The organism is Comamonas flocculans, from assembly GCF_007954405.1.
Taxonomy (GTDB): Bacteria; Pseudomonadota; Gammaproteobacteria; order Burkholderiales; family Burkholderiaceae_C; genus Comamonas_C; species Comamonas_C flocculans.
The window spans coordinates 884531-899814 of the sequence record NZ_CP042344.1 but is presented as its reverse complement, the minus strand read 5'-3'; the positions used below and the strand labels follow the sequence as shown (position 1 = coordinate 899814).

Here is a 15284-nt window from a genome sequence, read left to right as displayed (position 1 = left end):
GGCGCTGGCGTATGCCCCGATGCCGATAATGCCAGCCCATGCGCCTGCGGCACATAGAAGTCTTCCACGCCATCATGCTCAGCGGCAGCGTCAGCGGGGCCGCGCGCATGCTCAACGTCACCCAGCCGGCGGTCAGCCGCACCCTGCAGCATGCCGAGCTGCAGCTCGGGTTCGCACTGTTCCAGCGTGCGGGCGGGCGCCTGCAGCCCACGCCCGAGGCCCAGGCGCTGTTCCCCCAGGTGGAGCGCCTGTTCGCCCAGCTGGGCGACGTGCAGCGCCTGTCCGCCAACCTCAAGGCGGGGCGCGAGCAGGGCGTGTTGCGGATACTGACCGTGCCCGGACTGGGCCTGGAGGCCTTTCCGCGGGCGGTGCAGCGTTTTCGCGTCCGCCACCCGCGCGTGCTGCTGCACCACCAGACGCTGCACACCGCGCAGATCCTGGCCGCGCTGGTGCTCCAAGAGGCAGACCTGGGCTACGTCTTCAACGTGGGCGCCCACCCGGCGCTGGTCTCTGAGGCCATGGTCCAACAGGACGTGGTGTGCGTGGCGCCCAAGGCCATGCTGCCCGACGAGGTGGTGCGTTCGGGCAAGGTGGCGCTTGCGCAGCTGGCCGGCCTGCCGGTCATCGGCATCGACCACGGCGACCCGCTCGGGCGCGTACTCGGCAGGGCCTTGGATGAAGCGCAACTGCGGCTGGACGTGGTGGTCTCGGTGCAGACCTATCACGTGGCGTTGGCGCTGGCGCACCACGGAGTGGGCGTGGCTCTGGTGGAAGCCTGCACCGCCGTGTCGGCAGACCGCGGCCGGGTGGACGTGCTGCCGTTGCTCCCCGACCTGCATACCGCGGTGCATGCGCTGCGGATGAAGGTGCAGGCGCCATCCCAAGCCATGCGCACGTTCACGCGCTGCATGCAGCAGACGCTGCGGCAGATGCTGGACGAGCGCGTGTAAGCAAGCGCGCCACGCGCCGGGCGCTGCCGAAGGCCAGCGTCAGGCCCAGTGCTCCGTGGCCGGTATTCAGGCAAAGGTTGCCGGGCGCGCCCGCGATCGGGCCGATGACGGGCTCGCCCAGCGGCGTCGCCGGACGCAGGCCGGCCCAGGGCGTAAGCTGATCGTAGCGCCCACCCTGAGGAAAGATGTCGCGTGCCGCAGCCTGCAGCGAGGCGATGCGCACCGGGTCGATCGACCAGTCTTCGCCGGCGAGTTCCGCCATGCCGGCAATGCGCAGGTGCTGCCCGAGACGGGCAAAGACCACCTTGCGTGCCGCATCGGTGACGTTCACGCGCGGCGATGCGGCCCTGCCGTCGCCGGCGGGCACGGTGATGCTGTATCCCTTGAGCGGATAGACCGGAACCTGCCACGCCACGGCCAGGCCCAGCGGGCGCAGCAGCGCCGGCGTGCCCGTTCCCAGGGCCAGCACGAAGGCGTCGGCCGTCTGCACGTTGCCGTCTGCCAGCCGCGCGCCACTGACCCGCCCGCCATGCAGCTGCAGCCGCGTGACGGCCTGGCCGGTGATGAAGTGCACCCCGCGCTCGCGCAACAGGGCGGCGAGCCTTTGCGCCAATGCATGGCAGTCGATCGCACACTCGCCCGGCGTGTAGATCGCGCCCGAGATGCGCGGCGCGTAATGTGCCAGCGCCGGCTCGATGGCGGCGCATTCGCCTGGCGTCACCGCGCTCTGCTGCACGCCCAGCGACTGCTGCAGCGCAAGCTGCTCGCGCGCATGCGCGAAGGCGGTATCGCCCGTGTACAGCACCAGCTTGCCGGTCGCCGAAAAATCGCAGTCGCTCCCTGTGCCCTGGCGGAACGCGTCGAACGCGGCGCGGCTTTCGGCCGCAAGCTGCAGCAGCCGCACGGTGGTGCGGCGCGAGACGCGGCCGCGGCAGGCGGCGAGGAAGCGCAAGCCCCAGGCCCATTGCCAGGGGTCGAAGCGCAAGCGCAGGCTCAGCGGGGAATCGCGTGCAAGCAGCAGACGGGGCAACTGCGCCCAGATGGCAGGGTCGGCCAGTGGCTGGACGTAGGCATAGCTCAACTGGGCGCCGTTGGCGCTGCTCGTGCCCTCGCCGGGCGGCCCGCGGTCGACGACCGTGACCTGCGCGCCTGCCTGCAGCAGTTCCCAGGCCGTCGCCAATCCGACGATGCCTGCGCCCAGAACGCAGACGTGTGCTGGGGAGGGGTGCACGCTTGTCATGGCCGGCCCACTGTAGCCGGCGCGCGGAACGTGTGCCAATACCGTTTGCGCCACCATCCATGACCGCAGATCATGCGCCCAGGGTGTCCGCGGCCTGGGCGCATGGTGCGCCGCCGCATAACCCACGGGCATGGGCGTGGCTCGTAAAAGCATGGCGCAGGCAGCGCGCATGCATGCATACTCTTTTCGGATGGTATGCGGCTGCGGACCCGATTCCCCCTCATTACTGGTTAACCCGATGGGTACTGCAGCCATCTGCCGTTATGGTGTCCGCGTGCCGCTTGACCAGCCTCTTGCCCGCGGGCGGGCCGAGCGGGCCGCCGGGCCTTGCTGGCAGGGGGGCAGCCCTGCCGGCGAGCCGCGGCATCCGGCATGGAAAGCGCTTTTTGCCAACTGAATCGACCACCAAGGAGTCCTGCATGCACGTCCGAACCGCCTTCAAGATCACGACCCAGATTCTTGCCCCCGTTGCCCTGGCCTGCGCCGCACTGGCCAGCGCCCCGGCCGCAGCGCAACAGAAGTTCGTCACGATTGGCACGGGTGGCGTCACCGGCGTGTACTACGCGGCCGGCGGGGCGATCTGCCGCCTGGTCAACAAGGACCGCGCCAAGAATGGCCTGCGCTGTTCGGTGGAGTCCACCGCGGCCTCAGTGTTCAACGTGAACGCCATCAAGGCCGGTGAACTGGATCTGGGCTTTACCCAGTCGGACGTGCAGTACAACGCCGTCAAGGGGCTGGCGCAGTTCAAGGATGGCGGCGCGGTTTCCGACCTGCGTGCGGTGTTTGCCGTGCACCCCGAACCTCTGGTCGTGGTGGCGCGCAAGGAAGCCAACGTCAGCAAGTTCGAGGACTTCAAGGGCAAGCGTTTCAACGTAGGCAACCCCGGCTCGGGCACGCGTGCTTCCATGGAGGAACTGCTCGACGCCATGGGCTGGAAGATGTCCGACTTCGCGCTGGCTTCCGAGCTCAAGGCCGACGAGCATGGCCCGGCGCTGTGTGACGGCAAGATCGACGGCTTCGTCTTCGCGGTGGGCAACCCCAGTGCCAACATCCAGGACCCGACGACGACCTGCGGCGCCAAGCTGGTTTCGCTGAAGGGCGCTGCCGTGGACAAGCTGGTTGCCGAAAAGCCGTACTACGCCAAGACCACCATCGCTGCCGGCCTGTATCCGAACAATCCCCAGGCGACCGACACCTATGGCGTGTTCGCGACCGTGGTCGCCTCGAGCAAGACGCCCGACGACACGGTGTACGCCATCACCAAGGCGGTGTTCGACAACTTCGACGAGTTCAAGAAGCTGCATCCGGCGCTGGCCCATCTGAGCCCCGAGAGCATGATCAAGGACGGCCTGTCGGCGCCCTTGCATGACGGCGCGCTGCGCTACTACAAGGAAAAGGGCTGGATCAAGTAACTGGCCCACCCGGCCTGATTGCGTGAAGGGGCGAAGCCTGTCGTTTCGCCCCTTTTTTGTTGCCCAGCCAGGAGCACGACCATGGCTTCCGAAATGGACAAGGCGCCCGACGCCTTGCAGCAGCTCGTCGCCGAGACCGACACCGGCGGCCGTCAGCCCGAGGGCTTGACCAAATACCTGATTTTCGGCGTGGCGCTGGTCTGGGCGCTGTTCCAGTACTGGTACGCCTCGCCGCTGCCCTTCGCCCTGGGTTTCGGCATTCTCAACGACACCGAGGCGCGCGCCATTCACCTGTCGTTCGCCATGTTTCTGGCGTTCACGGCCTGGCCTGCGTTCAAGCGTTCGCCGCGCAATCGGGTGCCGCTGGCGGATTGGGCCATGGCCCTGGTGGGGGCGTTTGCCGCCGCCTACATGATGCTGTTCTATGCCGACCTGGCCAACCGCCCCGGCAACCCCATCACCCAGGACATCGTGGTGGCCTGCGCCGGCTTGATCTTGCTGCTGGAGGCCACGCGCCGCTCCGTGGGCTGGCCCATGGCGGTGCTGGCGATTGCCTTCATCGCCTACAGCATGGCCGGGCCGTGGCTGCCTGACGTGATTGCGCACAAGGGCGCTTCGCTCAACCGCATGCTGACCCACATGTGGCTGACCACCGAAGGGGTGTACGGCATTGCGCTGGGGGTGTCGGCCACTACCATCTTTGCCTTCGTGCTGTTTGGCGCGCTGCTGGATCGCAGCGGCGGCGGCAACTACATGATGCAGGTGAGCTTTGCCGCGCTGGGGCATTTGCGCGGCGGCCCGGCCAAGGTGGCGGTGGCGTCTTCGGCGCTCAACGGCATGATCTCCGGCTCATCGGTGGCCAATGTGGTGTCCACCGGCATTTTCACGATACCGTTGATGAAGCGGGCGGGCTACGGCCCGGTGAAGGCCGGTGCGATCGAGACCATGTCTTCGGTGGACGGGCAGATCATGCCGCCGGTGATGGGCGCGGCCGCCTTCCTGATGGTGGAGTACGTGGGCATACCGTATTCGGACATCGTCAAGCACGCCTTCCTGCCGGCCATCCTGTCCTACATCGGCCTGTTCTACATCGTGCACCTGGAAGCCTTGCGCATGGGCATGCAGCCGATCGCGCAGCGCAGGCACCGGGCCTGGCGCGATCGCATCGTGCGCAACCTGTTTGGCGTGCTGGGCACGGTGATCGTGGTGGGGGCGCTGTACTACGCCATCGGCGCGATGAAGGCGCTGCTGGGCGCGGCCGCTCCCTGGGCGGTGGGCGCGACGGTGCTGGGGTTGTACCTGGTGGCCGTCTACCAGGCGGCCCAATGCCTGGACCTGCCCACGACCATCGAAGGGGCGGTGGTGGACGGGCACCTGCGCGACACCTGGCCCACCGTGCGTGCGGGCCTGCACTTCATCATGCCCATCGGCATCCTGGTGTGGTGCCTGATGGTGGAGCAGATGTCGCCGCCGCTGTCGGCCTTCTGGGCCGTGACCTCGCTGGCGGTGCTGATGCTGACGCAGCAACCCTTGACCGCGCTGTTTCGCGGCAAGACCCTGAAGGGCAGCTGGCACGAGGGCGGCAACGCGGTGGTGGAAGGTTTTCACAACGGTGCGCGCAACATGATAGGCATAGGCATTGCCACGGCCACCGCGGGCATCGTGGTGGGCGGCATCACGCTGACCGGCCTGGGCCTGCGCATGACCGAGTTCGTCGAGTTCATCAGCCAGGGCAACGTCATCATCATGCTGCTGTTCGTGGCGGCCACCTGCCTGATCATCGGCCTGGGCGTGCCGACCACGGCCAACTACATTCTGGTGGCCACGCTGATGGCGCCGGTGGTGGTGGAGCTGGGCGCGCAGTCGGGCATGGTGATACCGCTGATCGCGGTGCACATGTTCGTCTTCTATTACGGCATCATGGCCGACATCACGCCGCCGGTAGGGCTGGCGACCTTTGCCGCTTCGGCCATTTCCGGCGCCGGCTCCATCGAGACCGGGCTGCAGGGCATCATCTACGCCTCGCGCACGCTGATCCTGCCCTTCATCTGGATCTTCAACCCGCAGCTGCTGATGCTCACCATCGACAACGGCTGGGAGGCCTTGCGCGTGATTCTGGCCAGCGTTGGCGCGATGCTGCTGTTCGCGGCGGTGACCATGGGCTGGTTCCGGGTCAAGAGCCGGTGGTGGGAAGCGGCCTTGCTGCTGCTGGCGGTCACCTTGCTGTTTCGCCCCGACCTGTTCATGGACCGCATGGCGCCGGAGTACACCAGCGCGCCCGCGGCCAGCGTCTACGACGTGGCCCGGGACCGGCCCGACGACGGGCGGCTGATCCTGCGTATCCATGGCATGAACCTCGAAGGCGAGGAGCGCAGCAAGACGGTGGCGGTGCAGCTCGGGGGCAAGCAGGGCGAAGACGGACGCAAACGCCTGGCGCAAGCCGGCGTGCAGCTGGTCCCGCTGGGCGAGCAGTGGCAGATCGGCGCGGTCCGGTTCGGTTCGCGCGCGGCCAAGGGCGGCTTTGAGCAGGGCTGGGACGTGCAGGACGTGCAGGTGCGCACCGACCGGCCTTCCACGCACTGGTTCTACCTGCCGGCGATCTTCCTGGTCTGGCTGGTGTGGTGGTTGCAGGGTCTGCGCATGAAGCCGGTCCCGGCGCAGCCGCGGCTCCCCTGAGGCCGCGGCCCCCGATGCCGGGGGTTATGCATCTGCTGCATGACAGGGGGAAACCCGGGGAAGATTCAATGGGTTTGCGAGATCAGTCCGTGCACAATCGAGGAATCCGTCTACGCGGGAGTCTGCCGGCACCTGCCGGCGCGCGCCGACGGCGGGAACTTTCATTTCAACTTTCAGGAGTCCTCCATATGAAGAAACTGTTGCTCGCGGCAGCCGTGACCTTTCTGGCCAGTGGTGCCGCCTTGGCGCAGGCACCCGACACCCTGGCCAAGATCGGCGAACGGGGCGCGGTGAACCTGGGCGTGCGCGACTCCTCCGGCCTGGCCTTCACGCTGGGCGGCGGCAAGTACGTGGGCTTCCACACCGAGATGGCCGAGCGCATCGTGGACGACATCAGCAAGCAGCTGGGCAAGCCCTTGACGATCAACTACCAGGTGATCACCTCGCAGAACCGCATCCCGCTGATCCAGAACGGCACCATCGACTTCGAGTGCGGCTCGACGACGAACAGCCGCGCGCGCCAGAAGGACGTGGACTTCGCCTACACCACCTACGTGGAAGAAGTGCGCATGGCGGTGAACACCAAGTCGGGCATCAAGTCGATCAACGACCTGGGCGGCAAGACGCTGGCGGTGACCACCGGCACCACGTCGGTGCAGCACATCCGCAAGAAGGCGCGTGACGCCAACCTGGACTTCAAGCAGGTCATGGGCAAGGACCACGCCGACAGCTTCCTGCTGCTCGAGTCGGGCCGCGCCGACGCCTTCGTGATGGACGGCTCCATCCTCGCGGCCAACATCGCCAAGGCCAAGAACCCCAAGGACTTCGCCATCGTCGGCGAGGTGCTCTCGGTGGAACCCATTGCCTGCATGCTGCCCAAGGGCGATGCCAAGCTCAAGAAAGCCATCGACGATTCGATCGCGCGCCAGGTCAAGGACGGCTCGCTGGCCAAGCTCTACGACAAGTGGTTCATGCAGCCGATTCCGCCCAACAACGTGAATCTGAACATGCCCGCGTCCGAGAGCACGAAGAACGCCTGGGCCAATCTCAACGACAAGCCGATGGAAGACTACGGCAACTGAGGATGCCACCGGTGCCCTCGTCCTGAGGGCGCCCAGCGCCCGCCGGGCACGATGCCGGTGGGCGTTTTGCGTTTGACGCTGCGGCGCCCGCACGCCGCGAAAGGAATGCAATGGCCATGGATTGGGAAGTGTTCTGCAAGGACACCCTGGACGGGGTGGTGCAGTCGGGCTGTTTCGGCCACGGCCGGGACATCACCTACCTGGACTGGCTGCTGTCGGCCTGGGGCTGGACGGTATCGGTATCGCTGACGGGCCTGGCGATTGCGCTGGTGGCCGGCTCCATCATCGGGGTGATCAGAACGCTGCCCGCCAGCCCCTGGCTGGTGCGCTTTGGCAATGCCTGGGTGGAGCTGTTTCGCAACATCCCGCTGCTGGTGCAGATCTTCCTGTGGTACTTCGTCGTGCCGGCGCTGGTGCCGCCGATGAAGGCCTTTCCGCCCTTCATCCTGGTGGTGCTGGCGCTGGGCTTCTTCACCTCGGCGCGCATCGCCGAGCAGGTGCGCGCAGGCATACAGGCGCTGCCCAAGGGCCAGCGCTACGCCGGCATGGCCATGGGTTTCACGACAGTGCAGTACTACCGCTACGTGCTGCTGCCCATGGCGTATCGCATCATCATCCCGCCGCTGACCAGCGAATCGATGAACATCTTCAAGAACTCGGCCGTGGCCTTTGCGGTGTCCATCCCCGAGCTCACGCAGTACGCGCTGCAGGTGGGCGAGGAGACCGCGCGGCCGATCGAGGTCTACATCGCGGTGACCATCCTCTACGCCATCTCGGCTTTCGTGATCAACCGCATCTTCGCCTTCATCGAACGGCGCGCCCAGGTGCCGGGCTTCGTCGTCGCCGGCACCGGCGCGGGGGGGCACTGAGATGCTCAACCTCGATTTCTCCTTCCTGAACTGGACCTTCATCCAGGGTTTCATCCTCAAGGGCCTGTGGTTCAGCATCATCCTCACGGTGGTGGCCACCGCGGGCGGCATCTTCTTCGGCACGCTGCTGGCGCTGATGCGGCTGTCGGGCCGCAAGTGGCTGGTGCTGCCCGCGGCCTTCTACGTCAACGTGATGCGCTCGGTGCCGCTGGTGATGGTGATCCTGTGGTTCTTCCTGCTGGTGCCCTTCATCATCGGCCGTCCGGTGGGGGCGGAGTATTCCGCCTTCATCACCTTCATCGCCTTCGAGGCGGCGTATTTTTCCGAAATCATGCGCGCGGGCATCCAGTCGATTCCGCGCGGCCAGGTCTATGCCGGCATGGCCATGGGCATGAGCTACGGTCAGAACATGAAGCTGGTGATCCTGCCGCAGGCCTTTCGCAACATGATTCCGGTGCTGCTCACGCAGACCATCATCCTGTTCCAGGACACCTCGCTGGTCTACGCCATCGGCGCCTACGACCTGCTCAAGGGCTTCGAGACCGCGGGCAAGAACTTCGGCAGGCCGATCGAGACCTATCTGATGGCCACCGTGGTGTACTTCATCATCAGCTATTCGCTGTCTTCCGTGGTCAAGCGCGTCCACGGCAAGATCGCCATCATCCGCTAAAGGAGTCCGGCATGGCCGACCGCATGATCGAGTTGAAGAACGTCTCCAAGTGGTATGGAGCCATCCAGGTGCTCAACGACTGCAACCTGAGCGTGGACAAGGGCGACGTGGTCGTCGTCTGCGGCCCATCGGGTTCGGGCAAATCCACGCTGATCAAGACCATCAACGCGCTGGAGCCGGTGCAAAAGGGCGAGATCGTCGTCAACGGCACCGTGGTGACCGATCCGCGCACCGATCTGCCCAAGCTGCGCAGCCAGGTCGGCATGGTGTTCCAGCACTTCGAGCTGTTTCCCCACCTTTCGGTCACCGAGAACCTGACGATCGCCCAGGTCAAGGTGCTGGGGCGCAAGCTCGACGATGCCAGGGCGCGTGGCCTGAAGATGCTCGACCGCGTGGGCCTGATGGCGCACAAGGACAAGTTTCCCGGCCAGCTCTCGGGCGGTCAGCAGCAGCGCGTGGCGATCGCGCGCGCGCTCTCGATGGACCCGATCGTGATGCTGTTTGACGAGCCCACCAGCGCGCTCGACCCCGAGATGGTCGGCGAGGTGCTCGACGTCATGGTCAAGCTCGCCAGCGAAGGCATGACCATGATGGTGGTCACGCACGAGATGGGTTTCGCGCGCAAGGTGGCAAGCCGCGTGATCTTCATCGACGTCGGCGGCCACATCCTGGAAGACTGCGGCAAGGAGGAATTCTTCGGCCACCCCGAGAACCGCCAGCCGCGCACCAAGGACTTCCTGAGCAAGATCCTGCAGGGTTGAAACCCTCAGAAAAGAGAGCTGCCTGCGCTTGTTGGATAAGGGCTAGAGCCTGTTTTTATTCAAAATGACGCGTGCCAGCTCGGCAAACCCCGCGCCGCGCTCGCCCTGGGTCACGTAGCGCGGCAGGTGCCTGAGCTGCGGCAGAAAGCGCGCGATGTTGGCCACACCCACGCTGTGCGCGAAGTGCTCGAACATGCGCTCGTCGTTGGTTGAATCGCCCACGTAGACCCAGCGCTCCAACTCTGCATCCAGATCGCGCCCGAGCAGCTCGCGCACGATCCAGCGCGCGCCCTCGAGCTTGTCGTGGCTGCCGTACCAGCCGTTGATGTGGATGCTGCTCACGCTGGCATTCATGCCCGCCGCGCGCATCATCGCGACGCATGCGTCGATGGCGTCCTGGGGCAGGTGGGTGAACTCGCTGTGGTCTATGGCGATGTCGCATTCGCGCCCCGCCGAGTCCTGCGCCCGCCGCGCGCCCGGCACCTGAGCCTCTATCGCCGCCAGAACCTCTTGCATGCGCGCGTACTGACGTGCGCGCGTGGCGGCGTCTTGTTGGTATGTTTTTCGTAGCTGCCGGCGCGCGCCCCGCGGGCGGTTAAGGCCATTTTTGTCCTTATTCTCAGGCAGGAGCGCCACGGCGCCATTCTCGGCCACGATCGCATCCACCGGCCAGGTGGTGGCAAAGGGCGCGCTCCAGCCCACGGGCCGCCCGGTGATCGCGATCAGGTGCAGCCCCGCGGCTTTCAGATCGCCCAGCGCGGCCAGGGCGTCGGCGGTGATCGCGCCGTCCGTGGTCAGGGTGTCGTCGATGTCGGTGAACAGGCCCGCGAGCGGGCCGGGGTGCCATTGGTTCAGCGGTTTCACGAAAGCAGCTTCAGCAGAGGGCGCTCCACCCAGCGATACCAGAGCAGGCTGAGCAGCACGATGACGATGGGTAGCGCAATGAGAAAGGCCAGCAGCAGGCGCGGCGACTGGATGTCGAGGTGGAACCGCCACCGGCCGCTGGCGTCGAGCAAGAATGTGTGCAGCAGATAAAGACTGTAGGACGCGTCCCCGATCGCGACCAGCACTCACGGTACCGGCGGCGGCTACCCGCGCGCTCGCCATCACTTCGAATGACGCTGTGGGCCAGCATACCTTGACTGAGGGCTGCGTCAGCGCTCGTCATCCACCAGCGTCGGTGTCAGGGCATCGCGCGGGACGTTGCTGACGTCGTAGTGCAGAAAGGCGATCAGGAACTGGATGCCTATGATCAGCGGCAAGGCGGCGAGCATGACCGTGCCGCTGCTGGCCGCCCGACCAGTGAGCAGACTGTCGAGCCAATGCACGCCGCCGAAGACGGCACCCACCAGACACAGCATGGCGCCGAGCAAGCTGTAGAGGCTGCCGATGTTGAAGTCGCGCAGCAGGTACAGGTAGGCGTAGCGTTTGACCAGCCGCACCGCGTGCTTGCCCAGGAACTCGGGCAGCACCTTCGATACCTTCAGGTTGGACGCCTCCTCGCCATACACCGCATCCATGGGGACGTCGTGCACCACGGCGCGTATGGTGTTGAGGTGGTAGAGCATGTCCGTTTCGAAGAAATAGCGGCGCTCCAGCTTTTGAAGCGGCAGCTTGCGCAGCACCGCCGTGTGCACCGCGGTGTAACCATTGGTCGGGTCCATGGACGACCAGTAGCCGCAACTGAACTTGGTCATCAGCGACAGCACGGCATTGCCGAACAGGCGCACCGGCGGCATGCCACGCAGCGATTCAGGGCGGTAGAACCGGTTGCCCTTGGTGTAGTCGGCCTGGCCACGTGCGATCGGCCGTACAAACTGTGGCAGCAGCGCGGGGTTCATCTGCCCGTCGCCATCCACCTTCACCACGACGTCCATGCCGTCTGCAATGGCCGCTTCGTATGCCGTCACGACTGCGCCGCCGACACCCCGGTTCTCGGCGTGGTAGAGCACGCGCACCCGGGGATCGCGGTTGTTCTCTTCGATGAAGCGGCCGCTGCCGTCGGGGCAGGCGTCATCGACAGCGTAGATGGCCTGCACCTCGGGGCCGATGGCGGCAATCACGCCGAGCACGTGCTCGGTGACCTTGTAGCAGGGGATGGCGACGGCGATGCGCATCGGACGGGGCCCTTCAACTTGTGGAAGCCAGCGCCACGCCGGCCATGATGAGCGCCCCGCCCGCGAGCGTGCGCCAATGCAGCGGCTCTCCCAGAAACATCCAGGCCAGGGTCGGCACGATCAGGAAAGCCAGGCCCATGAACGGGTAGGCAAGATGCAGCGGGGCGTGGCGAAGTATCCAGATCCAGCCGAGGGTGGTGGCACCGTAGAGTGCGAGGGATGCAATGAGCCAGCCATTCAACACCCAATCCATGGTGTGGGCGTCCGCAGGCAAAGCGAGCGCTGCCTTCTTGAACAAGATTTGACCGGCGGAAATGCAAAAGACGCAAAGCAGTGTCGCTAAAACAGTCAGGCTTGGCATGGGCGCTTTCTGCAGTCAGGGGGTGCTCGTCACAGGCTGTCTGGTCGAGCGACTCCGCGGACATTTCTGGCAAGGAAGAGGGTCGCGATTCTGCTGAATGAATCTGATGGGAAACAGCAATAGCGGCGCATAAAAGAAGGCCAGAAGATATCTGTATTCCGCGGCAATCGAGAACAGGAAAATGCCGCCCAATTGAAGCAGCAGCGTACTGCTGATTACCAGCTCGTCCAGATGGCGTTCTTGCAGGGCCCGTTTGAAAACCAGCAGCACGAGAATAATCCCGACAAAAGGGCTCCACAGCACAAAGCGCCAGTTGTAGCTGGTTTCGTAAATCTCATTCAGCGTATTTGGCAATGAACTCAAATTAAAGGGGTTGTACGTTGAGAGTGTGGTGACGCCGGCGAGGCCATGGCGGGCGTTGTCCGGACCGACCATGCCGCCTTGTGCCAGCGCGGAAGCAAGGAATATGTTGATTCGACTGGCGGTAAATGCAGGAATGTTTCGCCACAGGTTGTAGGTAAAAAAATCCGATCGTAGGTGGCGAAAATCAATCCTGCTCATCTCGCGAAACCGAACGCGATCCTGATTGAGGTGCCACAACGTGTCCCAATAGTCGCGATCGTAGAGGCTATCAATATCTTCTTGACTGATGTAACGGTGCATGATCTCCTTGGTACGATCGGTCACCATGTGGCGCGTTTCCCACAAATTCATCGGCCGCGTTTGCATGAAGTTGGTTGTCTCAAACAGAATGAGTGGCCGTAGTGCGCCGTGCCCATGACCCAGATTAGCCACCGTACCGCCCCATTGAATGGCTGCCGACCATGACAAGACGATGGCCACGATTACCCATCGTGAGGTTGTCTTCAGCCGTATTGCCAAATAAAGCATCGGCAGCAAGATGATGATGCCGTTCGCCTTGAAATAACAGGCAGCAGGGAACAAGATCGCAAGCCATGCGATGGACCAGGTGCTCAGGCGTCGATGGCCCAGAATCAGCCAGATCTCAAACAGCAGCGCAACGAAGGCCAGACTGAAGACCGCATCGGGATACAAGCTGCTGCCATAGTTGAGGACATGCGGTGTGCAGGCGACCAGCAGCAGCAAGGCCGTGGCCGTGATCGGATACCTGCGAACGTAAATCCAACCAATAATGCGCGCCAGGGCAGCGACCTGAAGCAGCAACAAGGGCAACACAAGTACTTCGACCCGTTGACTCAGGCCGTAGGTGGCCAAGGCATACAAAAGCCATGCCGGATCCTTGCCGGTATACCGGGGAGCGCTCTGGTTGATGTTGGCGATCAGCGAATAACCGTCCTGACCCAGCGGCCCCGGCCATACGCCGGCATACCAGATGCCGTATGCCAATAATAAAATCAGGGTCGTGCAAAGATAAATCCGAATGATGCGCAGCCTTTCGGCACCCCCTTGACGGGGCAATGAAGACGGCATCATGAGCGTCCCTGCAACGCCAACCCCGCATGCTCGCGCAGCGGGTGAAAGTGGATCTTCGGAAACCGCTCCTGCGCCAGGCGCACGTCATACGGGCTGGTGCACAGGTAGGCCAGCGCGTCGGCCGCGTCGCGGGCCATGCGCAGGGGGTAGGCGTCCTCGAACTGGCGCAGCTCGGCGGGGGTGTCGGCCGTGATCCAGCGCGCGCCGGTGTACTGGCAGCCCTCCAGGCGCACGTCGCAGTCGTACTCGGTCTTCAGGCGGTGCTGCACTACCTCGAATTGCAGCTGGCCGACGGCGCCCAGCAGCATGTTGCCGCCGGCGTCGGGCTTGAAGACCTGGATCGCACCTTCCTCGCCCAGCTGCATCAGGCCCTGCTGCAGCTGTTTGGTGCGCAGCGGGTTCTTGAGCACCACGGTCATGAACATCTCTGGAGCAAAGAAGGGCAGGCCGGTGAACTGCAGCGCCGGGCCGTCGGTGATGGAGTCGCCCAGCTGCACGCCGCCGTGGATGGTAAAGCCGATGATGTCGCCCGCGTAGGCCTCTTGCACCGCCTCGCGGCGCTGGCTCATGAAGGTGACGACGCTGGTGGGGCGCAGCTCCTTGCCGGTGCGCTGCACGCGCATCTTCATGCCCGGCGTGTACTTGCCCGAGGCGATGCGCACGAAGGCGATGCGGTCGCGGTGGTTGGCGTCCATGTTGGCCTGCACCTTGAAGACCACGCCGGCGAAACCGGGGTCTTCGGGGCGGATGGTGACCTCCTCGCGCTGGTGGTTCACTTCCCGGTAGGCCAGGCGTGGGCCCGGAGGGGGCGACATGTCCACCACGGCATTGAGCACCTCCTGCACGCCGAAGTTGTTCACGCCCGAGCCGAAGAACACCGGGGTGAGCTTGGCGGCCAGAAACTGCTCATGGTTCCATTCGGCCGACGCCCCCACCGCCAGCTCCATGCTCTCCAGCGCCTCGTCAAAGGCGCTGCCAAAGCGCCGGCGCAGCGTCCCGGTTTCGCTCAAGGGGATGACCTCGAAGTCCTGCGGGCGTTTTTCCGTGCCGGCCTGAAAGACGGTCATGGTCTGGGTGCGCAGGTCGATGATGCCGCCGAAGCTCTTGCCGTGGCCCACGGGCCAGGTGACGGGGCAGCAGGGCATGCCCAGTTCGCGCTCCACCTCGTCGAGGATGTCGAGCGCGTCGCGCACCTCGCGGTCCATCTTGTTCACGAAGGTGATGATGGGCGTATCGCGCTGGCGGCAGACCTCGATCAGGCGGCGCGTCTGCGCCTCCACGCCGTTGGCCGCGTCGATCACCATCAGGGCCGAGTCGACGGCGGTGAGCACGCGGTAGGTGTCCTCGGAAAAATCCTTGTGGCCGGGGGTATCGAGCAGGTTGATGACGTGATCGCGCCAGCTCATCTGCATCACGCTGGAAGCCACCGAGATGCCGCGTTGCTTTTCGATCTCCATCCAGTCGGAGGTGGCGTGGCGGCTGGCCTTGCGGCCCTTGACCGCGCCGGCGATCTGGATCGCGCCGGAGAACAGCAGCAGCTTTTCCGTCAGCGTGGTCTTGCCGGCGTCGGGGTGGGAGATGATGGCAAAGGTACGGCGGCGCCGGGTTTCTGAGGCGAAGGACACGGGTATTGGGTGTGGAGGCTGCGCGCAGTGCGCCGCGACAAGGCGATGGCGGGCCAAGGCCCGCCC

The 15284-nt window shown here is 65.0% G+C and carries 14 protein-coding genes; 7 read left to right on the top strand and 7 right to left on the bottom strand.

The window, feature by feature from the left end:
- The first annotated feature begins 38 nt into the window (after positions 1 to 38).
- Positions 39 to 950, top strand: coding sequence for a LysR family transcriptional regulator (locus FOZ74_RS04485; RefSeq protein WP_146911948.1), 912 nt, complete (start codon positions 39 to 41; stop codon positions 948 to 950).
- Here the strand turns inward: FOZ74_RS04485 and FOZ74_RS04480 are convergent.
- Complete coding sequence (locus FOZ74_RS04480; RefSeq protein ID WP_146911947.1) at positions 898 to 2190, bottom strand: D-amino acid dehydrogenase; 1293 nt, start codon at positions 2188 to 2190, stop codon at positions 898 to 900. The two genes, FOZ74_RS04485 and FOZ74_RS04480, sit on opposite strands and share 53 nt — an antisense overlap.
- Positions 2191 to 2609: 419 nt before the next feature.
- Between FOZ74_RS04480 and FOZ74_RS04475 the strand changes: the two genes are divergently transcribed.
- The 6 genes from FOZ74_RS04475 (at position 2610) to FOZ74_RS04450 (ending at position 9660) form a co-directional block, all read left to right on the top strand.
- Entirely contained in the window at positions 2610 to 3602 is a 993-nt protein-coding gene (locus tag FOZ74_RS04475; protein ID WP_146911946.1) for a TAXI family TRAP transporter solute-binding subunit, read from the top strand.
- A gap of 81 nt (positions 3603 to 3683) precedes the next feature.
- Positions 3684 to 6278, top strand: a complete 2595-nt coding sequence (locus FOZ74_RS04470; RefSeq protein WP_146911945.1) for a TRAP transporter permease — start codon at positions 3684 to 3686, stop codon at positions 6276 to 6278.
- Between the two features lie 188 nt (positions 6279 to 6466).
- Positions 6467 to 7360: a transporter substrate-binding domain-containing protein gene (locus FOZ74_RS04465; protein WP_146911944.1), complete on the top strand. Its 894-nt coding sequence runs from the start codon at positions 6467 to 6469 to the stop codon at positions 7358 to 7360.
- A gap of 110 nt (positions 7361 to 7470) precedes the next feature.
- Entirely contained in the window at positions 7471 to 8229 is a 759-nt protein-coding gene (locus FOZ74_RS04460) for an amino acid ABC transporter permease (RefSeq protein WP_146911943.1), read from the top strand.
- Position 8230: 1 nt separating this feature from the next.
- Positions 8231 to 8899, top strand: coding sequence for an amino acid ABC transporter permease (locus tag FOZ74_RS04455; protein WP_146911942.1), 669 nt, complete (start codon positions 8231 to 8233; stop codon positions 8897 to 8899).
- Positions 8900 to 8922: 23 nt separating this feature from the next.
- On the top strand, positions 8923 to 9660 hold the full coding sequence (locus FOZ74_RS04450) for an amino acid ABC transporter ATP-binding protein (RefSeq protein WP_146914072.1): 738 nt from the start codon (positions 8923 to 8925) through the stop codon (positions 9658 to 9660).
- A gap of 42 nt (positions 9661 to 9702) precedes the next feature.
- Here FOZ74_RS04450 and FOZ74_RS04445 read toward each other — a convergent pair whose 3' ends face one another.
- The 6 genes from FOZ74_RS04445 to FOZ74_RS04420 form a co-directional block, all read right to left on the bottom strand.
- Positions 9703 to 10524: an HAD-IIB family hydrolase gene (locus FOZ74_RS04445; RefSeq protein WP_146911941.1), complete on the bottom strand. Its 822-nt coding sequence runs from the start codon at positions 10522 to 10524 to the stop codon at positions 9703 to 9705.
- Positions 10521 to 10730 carry an acyltransferase family protein gene (locus FOZ74_RS04440; RefSeq protein ID WP_146911940.1) on the bottom strand — a complete coding sequence of 70 codons (210 nt, stop codon included), beginning with the start codon at positions 10728 to 10730 and terminating at the stop codon, positions 10521 to 10523. The genes FOZ74_RS04445 and FOZ74_RS04440 overlap by 4 nt, the downstream gene beginning before the upstream one ends.
- A gap of 84 nt (positions 10731 to 10814) precedes the next feature.
- Positions 10815 to 11777 (bottom strand): glycosyltransferase family 2 protein, encoded by a 963-nt coding sequence (locus tag FOZ74_RS04435; RefSeq protein WP_146911939.1) that lies wholly within the window; start codon positions 11775 to 11777, stop codon positions 10815 to 10817.
- 13 nt (positions 11778 to 11790) lie between these two features.
- On the bottom strand, positions 11791 to 12138 hold the full coding sequence (locus FOZ74_RS04430; protein WP_146911938.1) for a DMT family transporter: 348 nt from the start codon (positions 12136 to 12138) through the stop codon (positions 11791 to 11793).
- A 15-nt stretch (positions 12139 to 12153) separates the two neighbouring features.
- Positions 12154 to 13593 carry a hypothetical protein gene (locus FOZ74_RS04425; RefSeq protein WP_146911937.1) on the bottom strand — a complete coding sequence of 480 codons (1440 nt, stop codon included), beginning with the start codon at positions 13591 to 13593 and terminating at the stop codon, positions 12154 to 12156.
- Entirely contained in the window at positions 13590 to 15218 is a 1629-nt protein-coding gene (locus FOZ74_RS04420) for a peptide chain release factor 3 (protein ID WP_146911936.1), read from the bottom strand. Before FOZ74_RS04420 ends, FOZ74_RS04425 begins: the two co-directional genes overlap by 4 nt.
- Positions 15219 to 15284 lie beyond the last annotated feature (66 nt).